General features: G+C 61.2%; 19 protein-coding genes. 8 read left to right on the top strand and 11 right to left on the bottom strand.

Annotated features, from left to right (window positions below; all coding sequences use genetic code 11):
• Positions 1–54 precede the first annotated feature (54 nt).
• Positions 55–948, bottom strand: a complete 894-nt coding sequence (locus ACEPP2_RS01370; protein ID WP_395515562.1) for a sensor domain-containing diguanylate cyclase — start codon at positions 946–948, stop codon at positions 55–57.
• Positions 949–1240: 292 nt separating this feature from the next.
• Between ACEPP2_RS01370 and ACEPP2_RS01365 the strand changes: the two genes are divergently transcribed.
• Complete coding sequence (locus tag ACEPP2_RS01365; RefSeq protein WP_395515561.1) at positions 1241–1999, top strand: PRC-barrel domain-containing protein; 759 nt, start codon at positions 1241–1243, stop codon at positions 1997–1999.
• Positions 2000–2172: 173 nt separating this feature from the next.
• On the opposite strand, the gene ACEPP2_RS01360 is transcribed toward ACEPP2_RS01365, so the two are convergent.
• The 8 genes from ACEPP2_RS01360 to ACEPP2_RS01325 all read right to left on the bottom strand — a co-directional run bounded on the left by ACEPP2_RS01360 (position 2173) and on the right by ACEPP2_RS01325 (position 10675).
• The gene (locus ACEPP2_RS01360) at positions 2173–2634 is read right to left on the bottom strand and encodes a hypothetical protein (RefSeq protein ID WP_142588356.1); all 462 of its coding nucleotides are present in this window, start codon (positions 2632–2634) and stop codon (positions 2173–2175) included.
• A gap of 185 nt (positions 2635–2819) precedes the next feature.
• Positions 2820–4589, bottom strand: a complete 1770-nt coding sequence (locus ACEPP2_RS01355) for an ABC transporter ATP-binding protein (protein WP_395515560.1) — start codon at positions 4587–4589, stop codon at positions 2820–2822.
• A complete protein-coding gene (locus tag ACEPP2_RS01350) occupies positions 4586–5545 on the bottom strand; it encodes an acetamidase/formamidase family protein (protein WP_077549149.1) in 960 nt (319 codons plus the stop codon). Before ACEPP2_RS01350 ends, ACEPP2_RS01355 begins: the two co-directional genes overlap by 4 nt.
• 8 nt (positions 5546–5553) lie before the next feature.
• Positions 5554–7170, bottom strand: coding sequence for an ABC transporter substrate-binding protein (locus ACEPP2_RS01345; RefSeq protein ID WP_395515559.1), 1617 nt, complete (start codon positions 7168–7170; stop codon positions 5554–5556).
• Positions 7171–7196: 26 nt separating this feature from the next.
• Positions 7197–8117 carry an ABC transporter permease gene (locus ACEPP2_RS01340; protein WP_077549151.1) on the bottom strand — a complete coding sequence of 307 codons (921 nt, stop codon included), beginning with the start codon at positions 8115–8117 and terminating at the stop codon, positions 7197–7199.
• Positions 8117–9016, bottom strand: coding sequence for an ABC transporter permease (locus tag ACEPP2_RS01335; RefSeq protein WP_077549152.1), 900 nt, complete (start codon positions 9014–9016; stop codon positions 8117–8119). The genes ACEPP2_RS01340 and ACEPP2_RS01335 overlap by 1 nt, the downstream gene beginning before the upstream one ends.
• On the bottom strand, positions 8991–9602 hold the full coding sequence (locus ACEPP2_RS01330) for an ANTAR domain-containing response regulator (RefSeq protein ID WP_395515558.1): 612 nt from the start codon (positions 9600–9602) through the stop codon (positions 8991–8993). Before ACEPP2_RS01330 ends, ACEPP2_RS01335 begins: the two co-directional genes overlap by 26 nt.
• The gene (locus ACEPP2_RS01325) at positions 9599–10675 is read right to left on the bottom strand and encodes a transporter substrate-binding protein (RefSeq protein WP_395515557.1); all 1077 of its coding nucleotides are present in this window, start codon (positions 10673–10675) and stop codon (positions 9599–9601) included. The genes ACEPP2_RS01330 and ACEPP2_RS01325 overlap by 4 nt, the downstream gene beginning before the upstream one ends.
• A 642-nt stretch (positions 10676–11317) precedes the next feature.
• On the opposite strand from ACEPP2_RS01325, the gene ACEPP2_RS01320 reads away from it, so the two are divergent.
• From ACEPP2_RS01320 to ACEPP2_RS01290, 7 genes are all read left to right on the top strand, one after another.
• On the top strand, positions 11318–12346 hold the full coding sequence (locus tag ACEPP2_RS01320; RefSeq protein WP_395515556.1) for a LacI family DNA-binding transcriptional regulator: 1029 nt from the start codon (positions 11318–11320) through the stop codon (positions 12344–12346).
• Positions 12347–12439: 93 nt separating this feature from the next.
• A complete protein-coding gene (locus tag ACEPP2_RS01315) occupies positions 12440–13108 on the top strand; it encodes an amino acid ABC transporter permease (protein WP_395515555.1) in 669 nt (222 codons plus the stop codon).
• 10 nt (positions 13109–13118) lie between these two features.
• The gene (locus ACEPP2_RS01310) at positions 13119–13775 is read left to right on the top strand and encodes an amino acid ABC transporter permease (RefSeq protein WP_395515554.1); all 657 of its coding nucleotides are present in this window, start codon (positions 13119–13121) and stop codon (positions 13773–13775) included.
• Positions 13776–13824: 49 nt separating this feature from the next.
• Positions 13825–14625 (top strand): transporter substrate-binding domain-containing protein, encoded by an 801-nt coding sequence (locus ACEPP2_RS01305; protein ID WP_395515553.1) that lies wholly within the window; start codon positions 13825–13827, stop codon positions 14623–14625.
• Between the two features lie 23 nt (positions 14626–14648).
• Complete coding sequence (locus ACEPP2_RS01300) at positions 14649–15428, top strand: amino acid ABC transporter ATP-binding protein (RefSeq protein ID WP_281433443.1); 780 nt, start codon at positions 14649–14651, stop codon at positions 15426–15428.
• Positions 15429–15489: 61 nt separating this feature from the next.
• Positions 15490–16398: a 2-hydroxyacid dehydrogenase gene (locus ACEPP2_RS01295; RefSeq protein ID WP_395515794.1), complete on the top strand. Its 909-nt coding sequence runs from the start codon at positions 15490–15492 to the stop codon at positions 16396–16398.
• Between the two features lie 12 nt (positions 16399–16410).
• On the top strand, positions 16411–16731 hold the full coding sequence (locus ACEPP2_RS01290; protein ID WP_395515552.1) for an EthD domain-containing protein: 321 nt from the start codon (positions 16411–16413) through the stop codon (positions 16729–16731).
• Between the two features lie 125 nt (positions 16732–16856).
• On the opposite strand, the gene ACEPP2_RS01285 is transcribed toward ACEPP2_RS01290, so the two are convergent.
• Entirely contained in the window at positions 16857–17582 is a 726-nt protein-coding gene (locus ACEPP2_RS01285; RefSeq protein WP_395515551.1) for a ribonuclease activity regulator RraA, read from the bottom strand.
• Between the two features lie 22 nt (positions 17583–17604).
• Positions 17605–19341 carry an L-arabinonate dehydratase gene (gene araD, locus ACEPP2_RS01280; RefSeq protein WP_395515550.1) on the bottom strand — a complete coding sequence of 579 codons (1737 nt, stop codon included), beginning with the start codon at positions 19339–19341 and terminating at the stop codon, positions 17605–17607.
• Positions 19342–19343 lie beyond the last annotated feature (2 nt).

The raw sequence follows: 19343 nt of genomic DNA, 5'->3' as shown, positions 1-19343 counted from the left end.
ACAAGACCATCGGCAGGATCTTCGTCCGGAACTACCGAGCGTCAGCGAAGAGCACTAGAGGATGGAAACGCGATCGCGGCCTGTCCGTTTCGAGTGATACAGTCCTTCATCGGCGCGCCTCAGAATATCATCGGTCGACTTGTCCGAGAACCGGAAGTCGCTGACACCGCCGCTGATCGTCGACTCATGGCGCATGCAATCCCGGAGCGCAGATGGAACGTGCTTGCGAAGCCGCTCCGCAATCTCCAGCGCGTTGCCGCTCTCGGTTCCTGGCATGACGATCACGAACTCGTCCCCGCCGAAGCGTGCGATCACGTCGCTCTGGCGCAGATGCTGACGGCAGAGCCGCGCAATCTCTATGAGTGCTGCGTCGCCCATGTGGTGCCCCATCTCGTCATTGATGCGTTTGAAGTTGTCGAGATCAAAGACCAGAAGCGACGTCTGGGATTTGTCGTTTTCGAAGGCCGCCAGCCGATCATCTAGGGTCGCGATGAGCTTCCGCCGGTTGTAAAGGCCGGTCAGGGCATCCGTTTCGCTCAGCTGACGCAGTTTTTGCTGCGTCTCGTTCTTCTCGGTGATGTTGCTCGCTACCCAGACGACGGCCGGCTCACCATCGACAGGAAAGTCGAGTGCCTGGACGCGCCCTTCGAACCATATCGCGTGTGCGGGGCCGTCGCCGGCTCCCTTCACGTCACTGCCGCTGAGTTGGTACTCGACAATATGGAGAACGCCGCTCGACAGCGCCTTCTCGATTTCCGCAGCGAACCACTGAGCCTTTTCCTGTTTCAGCACCTCGAACATGCTGCGCCCAACGAGGCCGCTGCCGTCATGATAGTGCCTGATGTCCTTGCCTCCAAAGATCGCCGCGTAGCGACCGCTACGGGTGAGGATGAAGGCGGGATCGGGAAGGGAGGATAGTATCGAGATCAGTTGCTGATGCGTGAACAAGGAAGACCTACCGGACGCTCCGAGAAAGACCGATGACCACCGTCGAGCGACGCCATGCGCTTGCATCTGACGCGGTCAGCGGCGGGAAGCTAATAGTTGTCATACAAGTGCTGCCATTCTCTAAATGCCCGCCCGCTGGTGCCGGTCGGCAGCCACTTTTGCTTCCATTCCGCGAGAAAGCTCGCCGGCTTCTTCAGCAGAGACAACCGATTGAGAAATATAGATTTTTCCGGAACCAATCTCTGCCTGTCCCGGTTCTCGGTGTATCCAACCTCAACGAAAGGAGTTCATCGTGAACAAGAGAATTCTGTCAGTATTGCTCGTCAGCGCATCCTTCCCTCTGGCTGCCGTCGCCCAGACGACCGCTCCCGCCGCAGGCACCAACGAACCGGGCGTAAGCCAGACGCAACAGATGAACACCAACCAGAACAATGCCACCGGTGGCATGAACGATGCCCGTCCACTCGGACAGAGCGCGGATGCTGGAATGTCATCCCAAGGGCCGTTCGTAACTGTTCCGCAGTCAGGGGCATGGCGCGTGAGCGATCTGGATGGCAAGGCTGTCTATGGCGCTGACGGTGAGAATATCGGTTCGATCAGTGACGTCCTCGTCAGCCAGGATGGTAGCGTAAACGCCGTTATCATTGGCGTGGGCGGCTTTCTAGGCTTGGGCCAGAAGGATGTAGCTGTCGACATGGAAGCCTTGGAACTGGGGCCGGGTGCCACACAGGAACAGGCTGATGCTGTTTCACAGGTCAACCCTGGCGTCTCGGACGAGACCACGGCTTCCACGCAGGTAGACCCGGCAGCCACGCAGGAACCCGGGCCCTACGGAACCACTGGCCAGAACACTACCGCTATGGGCGGTGCCGAGGGTAACACGACGACGGGCACCGGCATGCCTGCCGAGAACAGCCAGGTCGCGGCCAATAATCCCAATACTGTTCGGATCGGCGAGGACGGACTGCCGGACCGGATCATCCTCAACGTAACTCGGGATCAGCTTGAAGATGCACCTGAGTTTGAAGGAGTTCGCGCGGAACAGCGCTGACCTACCTACCGACCTCTCCTCGACATCGTCTTCGCAGTTGCGGCTGCGGAGACAGCCCTACGAGTAGGGATGCTCGGTCACCCGTCGAACGGTCGATACTGCCACCGCCCTTCCTCCTACCTTTATTCCCCGTCTGCCAGGGCCAGCTGCCACCGCGGTAAGAAGCAGCGAACTCAGTCGGCGAGGTAAATCCTAACCTGCTTCTCGGAGGGCAGACCACCCTCTGCCTCGTCAATCGCAACTGCTACAATATCTGCTGACTGCAGGCCTTCCCGCTGAAGGGCACTATGGAACAGGGCATTAGCTTCTACGGCCGTCCTAAGCTCCGCCAGTTCGCCCTGACGGTCGGATGCTTCTGAAGCAATCTTCTCTGCCACATCGCGGGGAAGCGTCAGGAAGCGAAAGCTCTTGACCGCTACCACTTTTTGGATTTCCCAGGCAGTCGATCCCGCACCTCGCAGCGCCCTCAGAGCCTCTTCGGCGTCATCGCTGTCAGCACCGGATTGTTTGTCTACATCATATTCATAGACGTCCGCCGGATCGGCTGCGGGAGCGAATTGCGATTGCGCGATCCCGTCGCTGGCAAGAGCCGCGCCGACGACCAGAGCAAGGAGCCCCGATTGGAATATCCGCACTTTCGCCTCCTTCGTTTTCGGTGATCTCCGGGTTAACCCTTTGGCCGTCCAAAAGTTGCTGCTGCCGGCCTCCTTGCCAATGATTGACACGGGTTTGAAGGTTGGAAGTGGGACGTCTCGAAGCGGGCCTTATCGCCATACGGACCTTGGCCCACGGGGGCGCCAGATTGCGTTTTGCCGAGAACTTATCTTGCCACCAGATGGCCGCCGCCGATGTCGACGAGTTCGACGCGGTTCGGCCCTTCCCCGACCTTCCACACCGGGCTCGGAATCTCGCCGGACAACCGTGTGCTCGGCTGACGCTCGCGGCGCGGATCGGGCACAGGCACTGCGGCGAGGAGCCGCCTGGTGTAGGGGTGCTGCGGATTGCCGAATAGCTGCGCGCGCGTTCCCATCTCGACAATCTGGCCGAGATACATGACGGCGACCCGGTCGGAGATGTTCTCGACCACCGCCATGTCATGGCTGATGAAGAGATAGGTGACGCCGCTTTCCTTCTGCAGGCCGCGCAGGAGGTCGAGGACCTTGGCCTGGATCGAGACGTCGAGAGCTGCCACGCTCTCATCGCAGATGATCAGCTTCGGCTTCAGGGCAAGCGCGCGTGCAATGCAGATGCGCTGCCGCTGGCCACCCGAGAACTGGTGCGGGTAACGATTGTATACGTCGGGCGACAGCTCGACCCGCTCGAGCAGTTCGCGCACACGTGCCTTCTGTTCGGCAGGAGTTCCGATGCCGTGGATGACCAGCGGCTCGCGGATCAGTTCGCCGACCGTCATCCGTGCATCAAGCGCCGCCATCGGGTCCTGGAAGACGATCTGGAGATCGCGGCGGATCGCCTTGCGGCCGGCATGGTTCAGGTCGCCCAGTGCCTTGCCGTTGATCTCGATGCGACCGGAATGGGGAACGAGGCCTACAAGCGCCTTTGCCATGGTCGACTTACCACAACCGGATTCGCCCACCAGGGAAAGCGTTTCGCCGCGGAAGATTTCCAGAGAAACGTGTTCGACAGCATGGACGCGGGCCGCGACACGGCCGAGCAGCCCCTGCCGGATCGGAAAGTTCACCGATACGTCGTCGTATCGAACGAGGACTTCTCGCGCGGTGGGCTCCGGCCGCGATGCACCTGTGCCGATGCGCGGCACGGCGGCCAGCAGGTCGCGGGTATACTCCTCCTGAGGTGCGTCGAAGAGGTCGACGGTCGACGCCGCCTCCACCATCTTGCCCTTGCGCATGACGATGACGCGGTCTGCCATTTCGGCGACCACGCCCATGTCATGGGTGATCAGGATGACGGCGGTGCCGAGGTCCTTCTGCAGGTCGCGCAGGAGGTCGAGCACCTCGCGCTGCACTGTCACGTCCAACGCGGTTGTCGGCTCGTCGGCAATGAGGACGGCCGGCCGCAAAGCGATCGCCATGGCGATCATCACGCGCTGTCGCATGCCCCCCGATAATTCGTGCGGATACTGCTCCAGCCGCTTTTCCGGCTGCGATAGGCGAACGGCCTTCACCGCTTCCAGTGCCCGCGCACGCGCCTGCGAGATCGACAGCGGCTCATGCGCCCGGATAGCCTCTACTAGTTGCCGGCCGATGCTCATGACCGGATTGAGCGCGGTCATCGGTTCCTGGAAGATCATCGCTATGCGCGCGCCGCGCATCGCCTGCATCTTCTTTTCGGGCAGTGTCGTCAGTTCCTCATCGCCAAAGCGGATGGAGCCTCCCGTGACCCGCACGGCGGGTGCCGGTAAAAGCCCCATGCAGGCAAGTGAGGTAATTGACTTGCCCGAGCCGCTTTCCCCCGCGATCGCCAGGGTCTCGCCCCGGTGGAGATCGAAACTCAACCCTTCGACCAACGGCACTAGCCCATGGTCCGAACGGGCAGAGACCTGCAGGTCGCGCACCGACAGGACGACGTCGGTTGCTGTATCGACGACGGGAGAAAGCACGGCTGCGGTCATTCGAAGACGGCCCTCGGGAAGTAGAAGCTCACCACGACGTTAGGCATGTCGACAATCTCGGAAATGCGAAGATCGCCACAGGTCGAGACGAGCATGTACGCATCCACTGGATCCATCTTCTGCGTCGTCGCAAGGAGATCGACCATGTTGGCGACGGCGTCCTTAGCCGCGGTCCACAGATCGGGACCGATGCCGGTCGTGACCTCGTAGCCCTTGGCGTCGAGATGGCGCGTGACCGGGCCAGGCGTCGTGAAGCGAGGCGTCTTCAGCGGCTGGTCCTTGATGAGGTCGAGCGTGAGTACGACGTCGAAGGGGCTCTCGATCGCCGTCCCGCAGACTTCACCGTCGCCCTGGGCGGCATGGGTGTCGCCGACCGAGAACAGCGCACCGTCGACCTCGACCGGCAGGTAGAGCGTCGTGCCGGCGGCTAGATCGCGGATGTCGAGGTTGCCGCCGACCCGGCGCGGCGGCACGACGGTGTGATGGCCCTTCTCGGCCAGCGCGTTGCCGATGGTGCCGGCAAACGGCTTCAGCGGAACGCGACCATTCTTACCGAACAGCGCGGGTTCCATGCTTGACGCGTCGAACTTCCAGACATTGAGAGCCGGTTCGGTGAACTGGTCAGCGAGCAGGCCGAAGCCTGGAATGTTGGCTGTCCATCCGAAGCCCGCACCGTCGCGAAGCTGTGGCGTAAAGCTCTCGATGGTTACCTTGAGAACGTCCCCCGGCTTGGCGCCATCGATATAGATCGGGCCGGAGACCGGGTTGATCTTGGCAAAATCCAGCGCCTTCACGTCCTCGACGGTGGACTGGGGGCCGAGTTGGCCCCCAGAACTGTCAAGGCACTGGAACAGGATCGTCTCGCCTGGTGCAGCTGTCAGGGCAGGAGCAAAGGAATTGTCCCAGCCGTAGTGGTGCTGATGGGCGTGGATCGTGTGGTTGCAGTGCTTGCACATTGCCAGCCTTACTCCTTGATGAAGACGTAGTCGTAGTTGACCGGGATCGAAACCGGATCGACATAGAGCGCGTCGTCACCCCCCATGCGAGCCGACTTAAGCGTGAAGCGCTGTTCGTTGAATACCGGTGCCCAAGGCGCGTCTTCCATGACCTTCATGTAGATCTCGGACCACTTGGCCATACGCTCGTCCACCTTTGCCGGATCGACGATGGAGTCCGCATCCGCCGCCAGCTTGTCGAGATCGGCATTGCAGTACTTCGACCAGTTCCAGCCACCTTCGACCGCACCGCCGCAGCCGAGGATCGGACCATAGAAGTTCGCCGGATCCGGGAAGTCTGCGATCCATGCCATGCCACCCGACCAGATCATCGGCGCGGTGCCTGCGCCACCGGCCTCGATCACGTTGGCCTGGGCCAGCGACTTGATCGATGCATTGATGCCGATTGCCTTCAGGTCCTGCTGGATCGCCTGGGCGATACGCGGGTTCGGGTCGGTGTTCATGACGAAGAGTTCGGTGTCGAAGCCGTCCGCATAGCCGGCGTCCGCAAGCAGCTTCTTCGCGCCTTCCGGATCGTGCTTGTAGCCCTCGTAGCCTTTCGTGTAGCCGGGCATGGAGGGCGGCAGCGGCTGGGTTGCCGGAACGGCTCGGCCGTTGATAACCTGGACGATGCGGTCCTTGTTGATCGCCATGTTGACGGCACGCCGCACCTCGACCTTGTCGAAGGGAGCCTGCGTGACGTTCATGGTGATGTAGCCCGTGTGCAACTGGCCGCCTTCGACGACGAGGCTCGCCTGCGCCTCGTCCTTCATGACCTCGACGAACTTTGCGGGCGGAATGCCGTCGCCCGGGATGTCGACTTCGCCGTTCTGCGCCCGCAGAAGGGCGACCACAGGCTCCTGGCCCACTTCAACCGTGAAGCTGTCCAGATAGGGAACGCCCGAGATCCAGTAATCCTCGTTCTTCTCGAATACGAGCCGCTGGCCAAGCGTCCACTCGGTCAGCTTGAACGCGCCGGTGCCAACAGGCTTCTTGCCGAAGTCGGCGCCGGCTTCCTCGACGGCTTCCTTGGGCACGATGAAGGAGAAGTTCAGCGCCATGATGTGAAGGAAAGTTGCGTCGGGACGCGACAGCTTGAAGACGACCGTGGTCGCATCGGGAGCAGAAACGCCCGATACCGTCTCGGCCTTGCCTTCGGCGGCTTCGTCGTAGCCTTCGATCATGGAGAAGAAGCCTTGGCCGGGCGACTGGGTGGCCGGATTGATGACGCGGTTGATGGAATAGACCACGTCGTCGGCAACCAGTTCGCGGCCGTTGTGGAACTTGACGCCCGGACGCAGCTTGAAGGTGTAGGTCAGGCCATCTTCGGAAATGTCATAGCTTTCAGCGAGGCCGGGGCGAAGGTTGGTGGTACCGGGCTCATAATCCATCAGGCCATCGAACACGGACTTGATCATCGACCAGTTCTGCCAGTCGTAGCCGATGGCAGGATCGAGCGTGGCGACGTCGTCCTTGTAGGTCACGATCATGTTTCCGCCGTGCTTGGCCTCCTGGGCTTGCGCCGGGGCAAGTGCAGGCAGCGCCATCAGCGTTGCCAGTGCGGTGGAAAGGATAAGCTTCTTCATAGGCTTCACTCCTGTGGGTTAGCGGTTCAGCGCAGCTTGATGCGCGGATCGATGAGCGGCGAAATCAGGTCGGCGATGAGGTTGCCGAGGACAATGCCGCAGGCTGAGACGAGCGTGACGCCCATGATGATCGGGATGTCGACGCGCTGGATGGCCTGCCATGCGAGCTGGCCGATACCTGGCCAGCCGAAGACGCTCTCCACGACGACGATGCCCGACATGAAGATTCCGATGTCGATGCCGATCATCGCTATGATCGGCAGGATGGCGTTGGGCAGCGCATGGCCGAGGATGACCTTGCTGCGGCCGAGGCCCTTGGCGCGTGCCGTGCGGATGAAGTCGGCGCGCAGCACATCCACCATGGAAGACCGCATGATGCGCGAATACCAGCCGGAGCCGAGAATGCCGAGCGTGAGCGCCGGCAGGACGATGTGCGCAAAAGTCCCATAGCCGCCGATCGGGAACCAGCCGAGCTTCACGGCAAAGACGAAGAGCAGCAGCAGCGCCACGACGAACTGGGGAGCAGAGACCGTCAGAAAGCTGGTCAGCATCAGACCGTTGTCCAATGCCTTTCCGCGGTTGAGCGCCGCAACGATGCCGAGCGGCAGGCCGATCAGAAGTTCGCAGGCGATGGCGGCAACCAGCAGCAGCAGCGTGGCCGGCAGGCGCGACGCGATAAGCTGCGCCACCTCGGTCTTCTGCAGATAGGATCGGCCAAAATCGCCCTGCACGAGGTTGAGGAGGTAATTGCCGTACTGGATGAGGAATGGCTGGTCGAGGCCGAGCTGCTGGCGGATGCTTTCGACGGTCGCGGCCGTTGCCGAACGGCCGGCGATCTGGCGGACGGGGTCCGCCGGCAAAACGTAGAGCAGCACGAAGGTGATGAACGAGACGCCGAGCAGGATGAGCGCGGACTGGACGAGGCGTCTGAGGATATAGACGGCCATCAGTCACGCCCCTGCTGTGTCGGGTCGAGAATATCGCGCAGTGCGTCCCCCACCAGGTTGAAGGCCAGCGCGAGCAGCAGGATCGCTGCACCCGGGATGAAGACGAGCCAGGGCGCGGATTGGAAGTAGGTCTGGTTTTCGAAGATGATATTGCCCCATGACGGGATCGGCGGCTGAACGCCAATGCCGAGGAAGGAAAGCGTGGCCTCCAGCAGGACGGTCGTAGAGATGCCGAGCGTGCCCCACACGATCAGGGTTGGGATGAGATGCGGCAGGATGTGCTTGAACAGGATGCGGCCATGGCCGGCGCCAAGCGTCTTCTCGGCTGCTATGTAATCCCGTTCGGCGAGCGACGATGTCTGGGTGAAGATCACGCGTGCAGTCTGTACCCAATTCACGAAGGCGATCACCATTGCGACGATCCACAGCGACGGCGAGAAGATGGCGGCAAGGCAGATCGCCAGCAGCAGTGCAGGAAACGCCATCATCAGGTCGGTGAAGCGCATCAGCACCGCGCCGATGAAGCCCCGGAAATAGCCGGCCGTCACACCGACGAGCGTGCCGATAAAAAGCGCCGCGCCGTTGGCTACCAGCCCGATGATCAGCGAGGTCTGTGCGCCGTAGAGAACACGGGAAAACAGGTCACGACCGAGGAGATCGGTCCCGAACCAGAATGTCTCGTTCGGCGGTAGCGGCGCACCTTCCAGCGTCAGGCCGTCGAAGAACTGTTCATAGGGATCGTGAGGGGCAAGCCAGTCGGCGAAGAGTGCGCCGCCGACGCAAACGAGCACGATCAGCAATCCCAGGAGCGCAAGCTTGCGGCTCATCAGCCTGCGCAGGATCGAAGGTCCGTCTGCCGGCACCACCAAGGGTTCAGGCGAGGTCGATGCGTCTGCCATCGTCGGTGCCCCTCTCGTTCGTATGGTTCGCCACCAGCCGCTCTGCGGCCGTTTCGATTGTCACGCGCCAGGTCATCGCGGCCTGGCGCAAGAGGTCATAGGCCTCCGCCTCGGTCTTGCCTTGCATCACGAAGATCATCACTGCCCGGACGATCGTCTGTCGCGCCGACAGGCGGTTCTGCAGATCGGTGATCAGAGCTTCCGATGCCTTGGCGCGATCGAAATTGCTGCGCGCGACCAGGAGGGCGGCGTAGACGCCCTTGTCGCTCATGGGCTTGAGTAGCTGCGCATGCGCGCCCATCTCCATGGCCCAGCGAAGACGACCCGGCGCTTCCGACCCGATCAGCGCGATCATCGGCATCGGGGATTGTCCCGGCGACCAGGGGAACTGCTCGTCGTGCCCCATGTCTGCATCATAGAAGATGAAGTCCGCGGCAATTGCCTCGGCGGACAATTCGGGCCAGGCCAAGCGAGCCTCCAGGCCGATGACACCGAGCTGCCGGATCAGGCCCTGCACCGACGGGTGCGGGCGGTGCAGGATCCAGGCTGTCGCTCCGCCGAGGTTCTCGGTCCTGATGCGCGTCATGGCACCACCTTCAGCCACGGGCCGTCCTGGAAGGAATGCGAGCGGGCGGTGAGATAGGGATCTGCGCGCAGTGCCGGCAGGCGCTTGATCTCGCGAAAGCGGCCATTCTCCAGCCGCGCGATGATGGCTGGCTGGCGCGCGTGATGATGTTCGGGGTCAAGCCTCGGCTTATGGCCGGAGCTGATCGCGGAGCACAGAAGTTCCGACAGCGGGAGCAGTTCGGCGCGAGGGCGGCCGTGCAGCAAGACAGCCAGTTCGTGTACGGACTGACGGGCCATCTCGTGGAACGATCCGCCGGAGCCGCCGTTTGGCTCGAACCACGGCCCTGCCGACACCAGTCCCTCGGCCGCGTCACCTGCGGATGTGATCTCGCATTCGGTGAAGTTGCAGGAGAGGACCGTGGGGCCCTTGTCGAATCCCGACTCCTGCTTCAGCTCCGCCAGTCGCACAAGGAAGGCGTAGGAACTGTCGCCCACCAGCGAGTTCAGGATGAAGTCCGGCTTCAGGACCCGTATTTCCTGGATGATGTGATCAAGGTCGGTGTCGCCCACGGGCAGATAGCGATCGCCCAGCACCTCGCCGGCTGCCGCCATAACCCGTTCGCGGGCAATTCGGGCCATTTCCCAGCCCCAGATGTAATTGGAGCCGACGAGGTAGGCCCGCTTGCCGAGGGACGGCAGCGCCCACTCCAGAAGCGGCAGCAGATGCTGGTTCGGGCAGGCATGCATATAAGCAACGTGTTCCGACGCTTCGAAACCCTCGTAAGGCACTGGATACCATAGGACCCCATCGAACCGCTCGAGCTCGGGGATCACCTCCTTACGGCTCGCCGAAGTGATGCAGCCGAAGATGTGCCGAGCCTCGGAACCCCGCAGGATTTCCCGGCAGAGCGGCGCATAGCGGTCGAGCCGCCCTCCGGGATCCCGCTCGACGACGCGAAAGGAGACATCGAGCCGGGGATCTGCATTCACCTCGTCGACGCCTCGCAGCACCCCCGCACGGCTCGCGCGCGCCAGCGCCGCATACATGCCGCTGCCGGAGAGAAGAAGGCCTATGTCCACGACTCGCTTCATCAAAGCCCCAATACAAAAAGCCCCGGGCGATGCGCGCCGGAAGCGCGATCGATACGGGGCTCGAATGCCGGTTATTTCGCGCTAGTCTAGCGCTGGTGATTCCAGATTGGAAGCTTAATTACGAAATAGACCCGTAAATTTGCACAATAGCGTCTCGTTGAAAGCCTCCTGCGCAACAAATGTGCAAATGCTGTTTTTTATGATCGGTATTGGCTAGGGACACCTGCCTTTGCGATGTGCGGCAGTCATGTACTGACGCCGCATAGCTAGGCATGGAGCATGATCCGGCACCTACAGTTCCGGGCATCAGCTCGCCAATGACGCCAAGCCGGGATCCGGCACGACTGGAAAAATCAAGGAATTAAGAGCTTTTCGGGAGGATTGGCTGGGGAACCTGGATTCTCACATGATTTCAATGGTTTATCCAAATGGCCATTGATTTTCCTATATTTTCCTGCCGCGGGCGACCATGGATGCCACCTTAGTGCCCTGGGCTTGGGCATCAGTCAACAGGGCTAACGATCGGCAATAATTTCCGATCCAAAGGGACAAGGCTGAGGCTGGATCTCCTCGACCGCGCCTGCCGCTCTTGCTGACTGGCGTGGCGCCCATTAACGATGGCGATCCTGTGGGTGAGATGAGATGTCCAGGCAAGATCAGAAACGCAAGAAGGTAACGCTGCTCGACGTCGCCAAATACGCCGATGTTTCGCGGGCGACAGCGTCACTCGTTGTTCGAAAGAGTCCGTTGGTGGGAGCTGAGACGCGAGAGCGTGTCGAAGCCGCGATGCGTGAACTCGGCTACGTCTACAACATGGGTGCTGCGAGACTGCGCGCCGAACGCAGCCACACGATCGGTGTCGTCGTGCCCAACCTCACCAACCCATTCTTTGCCGAATTACTCGGTGGAATGGAGGCCTCGGTCGACGCAGCGGGATTGGTGATGATCATCGCCAACAGCGGAGACGGCCCTTCTCGGCAGGCGACAGTCCTTCAACGTTTGAGGGAGCATGGGGTTGACGGGATCATCCTGTGTCCGGCGGCCGGCACGACCGACGATCTCGCCAGCCAGGTCAATGCATGGAAGTTGCCATTGGTGCAGGCACTGAGACATGTCACAGACGAGCTCGACTATGCCGGCGCAGATTACGTTGCGGGTATGGAAGAGGCGGTAGAATATCTTGTCTCCCTTGGGCATCGGACAATTTGCTTTGCGGTTCACGGCCCGATCCACTCGGCCTATCAGGAGCGCGTTCAGGGCTTCCGGGGTGCGATGAAGCGGTTTGGGCTGCAGCCTGAGCTTGTCATTCGTGTTCCTGACCGCGTAGAGCACATCGCCCAGGAAGCCGATGCACTCTTTGCTCAGGGCAGGGCCCCCACGGCTGTGATCTGCTTCAACGACCTTGTTGCGCATGGACTGGCCGCCGGATTCTATGATCGCGGTTTGAAGATCGGTCGTGACATCTCGCTGATCGGCTTCGACGATGTGGCGGATGCCGAAGCAATGCGGCCTCGTCTGACCTCCGTTTCGACGGCACCCAACGAAATTGGCCAGAAGGCGGCAGCGCTGCTCCTCGACCGTATTGCTGAGCCCGCTTTGCCTCCGCGTGGCTGGATCAATCCCGCCAGGCTCCATATCCGCGATTCCTGCAGCCCGCTGTCGTCTTCGTGAAACCGGTGGGCCACTTCTTGGTTGACTCATCTGTAACTGGAATTTAGATCGATCTAAAGGCGCAGTGAGGAGCGCCGGCCTCGGGAGGCTCACGTGTACGAATTCAATTTCGCGCCGGTATTTGCTTCGTTCGACCAGTTGCTACTGGGCGCCTGGCTGACGATCCGTCTGTCTTGCGCTGCCATGCTGCTCGGTCTGATTGTCTCGATTGTCTGTGCCTGGGGCAAGACGTCGGGCCCGTCGTTGATCCGGTTCGTCATCAACGCCTACATCGAGATCATCCGCAACACGCCATTCCTGGTCCAGATCTTCTTTATCTTCTTTGGTCTGCCATCGCTCGGTCTGCGTCTTTCCCCGAATAGTGCGGCTCTGCTGGCGCTCGTCGTCAACTTTGGCGCCTATGGTACTGAGATCATCCGCGCCGGCATCGAATCCATTCAGAAGGGGCAGGTGGAGGCAGGGACAGCACTCGGCCTGTCGAAGCTGCAGGTCTTTCGCTACATCATCATGAAGCCGGCGCTACGCACTGTTTATCCGTCTCTGACGAGCCAATTCATCTACCTGATGCTGACGTCGAGCGTTGTCTCGGTGATCTCTGCGGACGACCTCGCGGCTGCCGGCAATGACCTGCAATCGGCAACCTTCGCAAGCTTTGAAGTCTATATCGTCATCACCCTGATGTACCTCGCTCTCTCAATCGGCTTCTCGGCGATCTTCGCCGCGATCGAGAAGATGGCGTTCAAGTACCCGCTGAGCCGATAGGAGCGACAGGATGATCAGACCCTTTGGCTGGAACGAGTTCCTCATCATCGTCATGGCGGCGCAGTGGACGATCGCGCTTTCGGCGATCGCCTTTGCCGGCGGCGGGATCGGTGGTTTGGTAATTGCCCTTGCCCGTGTCTCGGATGTCCGGCCGCTGCGATTGGCGGCTCTCGGCTTCATTCGCGTCTTCCAGGGGACGCCGCTTCTGATGCAGCTCTTTCTGGTGTTCTTTGGGATGAACATCTTTGGCCTTGCCATCAACCCATGGATTGCCGCAACGATTGCGCTGACGCTGCATGCGAGTGCGTTCCTGGGAGAAATCTGGCGGGGCTGCATCGAAGCGGTGCCGTCGGGCCAGCGTGAGGCGGCGACTGCACTTGGGCTTAAGTACTATAACCGGATGCGCTACATCGTGCTCCCTCAGGCGGCGCGGATTGCTGTGGCGCCAACCGTCGGTTTCCTGGTCCAGCTCATCAAGGGTACTTCGCTTGCGGCCATCATCGGCTTTACCGAGCTCACACGACAGGGGCAGATCATCAACAATGCCACCTTCAGCCCGTTCATGGTCTTTGGAACGGTGGCCGCCATCTATTTTATCTTGTGCTGGCCGCTTTCGTTGTTGGCGCGGCGCATGGAATTGAAGTTTTCTCGAGCAACGCAACGTTGACGAGACCCCGTCGGCGGGAGGGCCGGCAGATCAAGAAAGGGTAGGAAACATGAACATTACCAGACGCGCAGCAGTCGCCGTCATCGGCGCAGGCTTGATGGCCGCGATGGCCTCTTTCCCCGCGATGGCGCAGACCGTTGAAGACATCCAGTCTGCCGGCACGGTCAAGATTGGAATGCTGGTGGACTTCCCGCCATTTGGGATCATGAACGAGAACAATCAGCCTGACGGCTATGACGCAGATGTGGCAAAGCTACTTGCAAAGGAATGGGGCGTCGAGGCGCAGATCGTTCCCGTCACCGGCCCGAACCGGATCCCCTATCTCCAGAGCAATCAGGTGGACCTGCTTGTCGCATCCTTGGGTATCACTGAGGAGCGTGCAAAGAGCGTTGACTTCTCTGAGCCGTATGCGGGCATCTCGATTGGTGTGTTTGGCGCCGAGGACGTGGAAGTCACCAAGCCGGAAGATCTTTCCGGCAAGACCATTGGTGTTGCTCGCGCCAGCACACAAGACACCGCCGTGACGAAGATTGCTCCGCAGGACGCAACGATTCAGCGCTTCGATGATGATGCGAGCGCCGTACAGGCCCTGCTGTCTGGACAGGTTGAGCTGATCGGTGTCTCGAACGTCGTGGCCGCCCAGATTGAAGAGGCCGCGCCCGGCCGCTTCAACCAGAAGCTCGAGTTGAGCCAGCAGGTTCAGGGCATTGCCGTTCGCAAGGGGTCCGGTGAACTTCTGGAAGCCGTCAATGCATTCCTCGAGAAGGTCAAGGCGGACGGCCAGCTCAGCGCGATCCACGAAAAGTGGCTCGGCACGCCGCTGCCGAACTTCGTCGCCGAAGGCAAGTAAGAGAAAGATGAGGAGTTCCTCGCATGGCTGATACTCATGCTCACACATCGAAGGCAGACGTGCGGGGAGCTTCTGGTCCGGCAGTGACGATGGAGGGCGTCAACAAGTGGTACGCTGAGTTCCACGCGCTGAAGGACATAAACCTGTCGGTGGATCGCGGAGAGCGCATTGTCATCTGCGGCCCGTCCGGTTCCGGCAAATCGACCCTGATCCGCTGCATCAACCAACTGGAGATGATCCAGAAGGGGCGCATCGTAGTCGACGACCACGACTTGACCGCGGGCGGCAAGAATGTCGATATCGTGCGGCAGGAGACTGGTATGGTCTTCCAGAGTTTCAATCTTTTCCCCCACATGACCGTGTTGGAGAACTGCACGTTAGCGCCCATGAAAGTCCGTGGGATTTCCAAGGCGGAGGCTGAAGCAACGGCCATGCAGTTCCTGGAGCGGGTGCGAATCCCGGAGCAGGCTGAAAAATACCCAGCCCAGCTATCAGGCGGCCAGCAGCAGCGTGTGGCGATCGCTCGGGCGCTGTGCATGAACCCGAAGATCATGCTGTTCGATGAGCCGACCTCTGCGCTCGACCCGGAAATGGTCAAGGAGGTCCTCGACACTATGATCGATCTTGCCAACGAGGGGATGACGATGCTGTGCGTCACGCATGAAATGGGCTTTGCCCGCCAAGTCGCCGATCGCGTGATCTTCATGGACCGTGGAGAGATCGTTGAAGTCGGTGCGCCCGAAGACTTCTTCAACAATCCGCAGCATGAGCGGACGCGCAACTTCCTCGGCCAGATCTCCTGAGCCCCAGGGCTAGGGGACGGAGTACCCAAAGATGAAACCTGAAATCCTGCTGGTCGAGCCGATGCTCGACGTCATCGAGGCGCGCCTTGGTGAGGCTTACCTTGTTCACCGTCTGTATGCTGCGAATGAGCAAGAGGCCATCGAGAAAGCCATGCCGGCCATACGCGCCGTGGTGACGGGCGGGGGCACCGGACTATCCAACGATCAGATTGATCGTCTGCCGGCGCTCGGCCTCATTGCCATCAACGGCGTGGGCACCGACAAGGTTGACCTTGTCAACGCCCGAGGGCGTGACATCAACGTCACCACGACGCCGGGCGTGCTGACCGACGACGTCGCCGATACCGGCATAGCGCTGATGCTCTCCGTTCTCCGTCACATCGCAAGCGGCGATCGCTTCGTTCGTGAGGGACGCTGGGCGAAAGGCGATGCCTTTCCGCTGGGAATCAGCCCGAAGGGCAAACGCATGGGCATCCTCGGCTTAGGTCAGATCGGGCGCGCCCTTGGCCGCCGCGCAGAAGCCTTCGGCATGACCATCGGGTATTGGAACCGCTCGCCTCAAAGCGATACCGGCTGGATTGCCTATTCCACGCCCAAGGAACTTGCCGCAAACAGTGACGTGCTTGCCGTTTGCGTGGCCGCCAATGCGGCGACCGAAGGCATTGTCGATGTGGACGTGCTGGAGGCTCTCGGGCGGAAAGGGGTCATCATCAACGTCGCGCGCGGTAGCGTCGTGGACGAGGATGCGCTGCTTCAGGCTCTCAAGGATGGCACGATTGCCGGGGCGGGCCTGGATGTCTTCGTAGGGGAACCGTGCATCCGGGAGGAATTCCTTACCTCACCCAACACGGTGTTGATGCCCCATCAAGGAAGCGCGACACGCGAAACGCGAATTGCAATGGGTGAGCTTGTCCTTGCCAACCTCCACGCCTTCTTCAACGGCGAAAAGCCGCCCACCACGGTCAACTAAGACGGACGTACCATGATCATTCGCCAGGCACTCTTTGAAGGTCGTATTCACGAGGGCAAGGAAGCCGCCTTCAAGGCATATGTGGCGGACAAACTGATGCCTATGTGGCTGAAGTTCCCCGGCGTTCGCGAAGTCCGTGTCCTCTACGCTCTAGAGCGGGACGAGGGCGCTCCCGCTTATCCCATGGTGCTGTCGACCATGTACGACAGCCGGGAGACACTGGCGGAGGCGCTTGACTCGCCGGTCCGCTATGAAAGTCGCGAGATGACGCAGGGATTGCTCGCCATGTTCGACGGCGTCATCCACCACCACGTGTTCGAGTTAAAGGCTTAGCTTTGCGGTGACCCTAGAGCAGTAGCGGCGGGCTTGATCGCACCGTCCGCTTCGCGTTCAATGCCAATACACATGCCTCAGTCGGCTTTCGAACCCGTGAGGCATGCCGACCTCCACCGGTAGTGTCAGCGTCCTTCCCGCTTTCGCCACTCAGCATAATCGGCCTGCACCTGGTCGATGGTCGCAGGGTAAAGCCCGATAATGGACGCGCCGCTGTTGACCTGCTCCAGGACAAAGGTCTCGAAGCTTTCCATTCCAGCGCACTCCTCGGCAATTTCGTCCGCCAGATGCGCGGGAATGACCATGACGCCGTCGCCGTCACCCAGGAGCACATCACCGGGGAAAACCGGGGCGTCGCCGCAGGAGATGGGAACGTTGATATCGAGCGCTTCATGCAGAGTGAGGTTCGTTGGTGCCGATGGACGCTGGTGATAGGCCGGCATATCCAGCTTGCCGATCCCTTCTGCGTCGCGGAAGCCGCCATCCGACACGACGCCGGCGCAGCCGCGAACGGCGAGGCGGGTAACGAGGATCGAGCCGGCAGACGCTGCGCGTGGGTCCTTGCGGCTGTCCATCACAAGAACCCAGCCCGCTGGGCAGGTGTCGACGGCGACGCGCTGGGGGTGATCGGCGTTGCGGAAGACCGTGATCGGGTTCCGGTCCTCGCGCGCCGGAATATATCGTAGCGTGAAGGCCTGTCCGACCATGTTCTTGCCCTTCCAGGAAACCGGCTGGACTCCCTGGATGAACTGGTTGCGAAGGCCTCGCTTGTACAGCGCGGTTGCCACAGATGCGGTCGAGACCTTCATCAGCTTGTTGCGCGTCTCGTCGGAAAGCACATAGTCGGACATCTTCTTCTCCGGGTCTTGGACGTCAGTTGATCGCAGGTTCTTCGACCTTTGGGCCGAAGTCGGTTTTCAGGAAATCGAAGTCGCAGCCCTTGTCCGCCTGCTCGATATGCTTGGAGAACATCAGGCCATAGCCACGGCCGTAACGCGGCTCCGGTGCAACCCATGCCGCTTGACGCATCGCGAGCTCAGTCTCATCGACGAGCATGTTGAGGCTGCGGTTCGGGATGTCGAGTTCAACAATGTCTCCCGTCTTCAGGAGCGCCAGCGGCCCGCCGACATAGGCTTCCGGGGCGGCATGCAGGACGCATGCGCCAAACGACGTGCCGGACATCCGCGCATCGGATATGCGAACCATGTCACGAAGCCCGAGTTTCAAAAGCGCCTTTGGCATGGGGATCATGCCCCATTCCGGCATGCCGGGTCCGCCCTGCGGACCGGCATTGCGCAGCACCAGAACTGTGTCGGGCGTCATCGGGTAGTCCGGGTCGTCGATGATCGTCTTCAATTCTGCATAGCTGTTGGCCACCAGCGCTGGACCGCGGTGATGATGAAGCTTGCGATCGCAGGCAGCAGGCTTGATCACGGCGCCATCGGGGCAGAGGTTACCCTTCAGCACGGCGAGCGAACCCTCGTGGTAGACCGGGTTCGACAGCGGCCGGATGACGTCGTCGTTCCACACCTTCACAAGCTCAAGCCCGTCCGTCAGCGGCTGGCCCGTTACGGTAATCGCGCTGGGGTCCAGCTTGTCGCCGAGCTGCTTCATCAAGGCCCGCAGGCCCCCCGCGTAGTAGAAATCCTCCATGAGATAGGTCGTCCCTGATGGCCGGATGTTGGCGATGACAGGGGTCGTGCGCCCGACGCGGTCGAGATCGTCGAGCTCCAGCGGCACCCCCGCACGGCGGGCCATGGCGATCAAGTGGATGATGGCGTTGGTGGAACAACCGGTCGCCATCGCCACCGTAACCGCATTCGTCACGGCAGCCGGTGTGATGATCTGGTCCGGCGTCAGGTCTTCCCAGATCATGTCGACGATCCGGCGTCCGCACTGGGTCGACATGCGTTGGTGCCCGGCATCGGCTGCGGGAATGGAGGAGGCACCGGGCAGCGTCAGGCCCATGGCTTCTGCAATGGCCGTCATCGTGCTGGCCGTACCCATGGTCATGCAGTGGCCGTAGGATCGTGCGATCCCGCCTTCGATGCCCTGCCACTCTTCCTTGGAGATCGTGCCGGCACGGCGCTCGTCCCAGAACTTGAAGCCGTCGGTACCGGAGCCGAGATGCTTTCCTGCCCAGTTGCCGCGCAGCATCGGTCCGGCTGGAAGATAGATAAACGGCAGGCCCATGCTCACCGCACCCATGACAAGGCCCGGTGTGGTCTTGTCGCATCCGCCCATAAGGACGGCGCCGTCCACCGGGTGGGAGCGCAAAAGCTCTTCGGTCTCCATCGCCAACATGTTGCGGTAGAGCATGGTCGTCGGCTTCACGAAGTTTTCCGATAGCGAGAGCGCTGGGAGCTCCATCGGGAAGCCTCCTGCCTGCAGCACGCCGCGCTTCACCCACTCCACGCGGTCCTTGAAGTGCATGTGGCAAGGCTGCGCGTCCGACCAGGTATTGATGATCGCGACAATAGGCCTCCCCTCCCAATCGGCCGGATCATAGCCCATCTGCATGGTGCGCGAACGGTGGCCGAAGGAGCGCTGGTCGTCCGGTACCATCCAGCGGGCAGAACGGAGTTGTTCATAGGTCTTGCGGGGTGTCATGT

This window comes from Pseudorhizobium flavum, from assembly GCF_044142885.1.
In the GTDB taxonomy this organism is placed as follows: domain Bacteria; phylum Pseudomonadota; class Alphaproteobacteria; order Rhizobiales; family Rhizobiaceae; genus Neorhizobium; species Neorhizobium flavum.
Note: the sequence above shows the minus strand (reverse complement) of the source record. Positions and strands in the feature narration are given on the sequence as shown.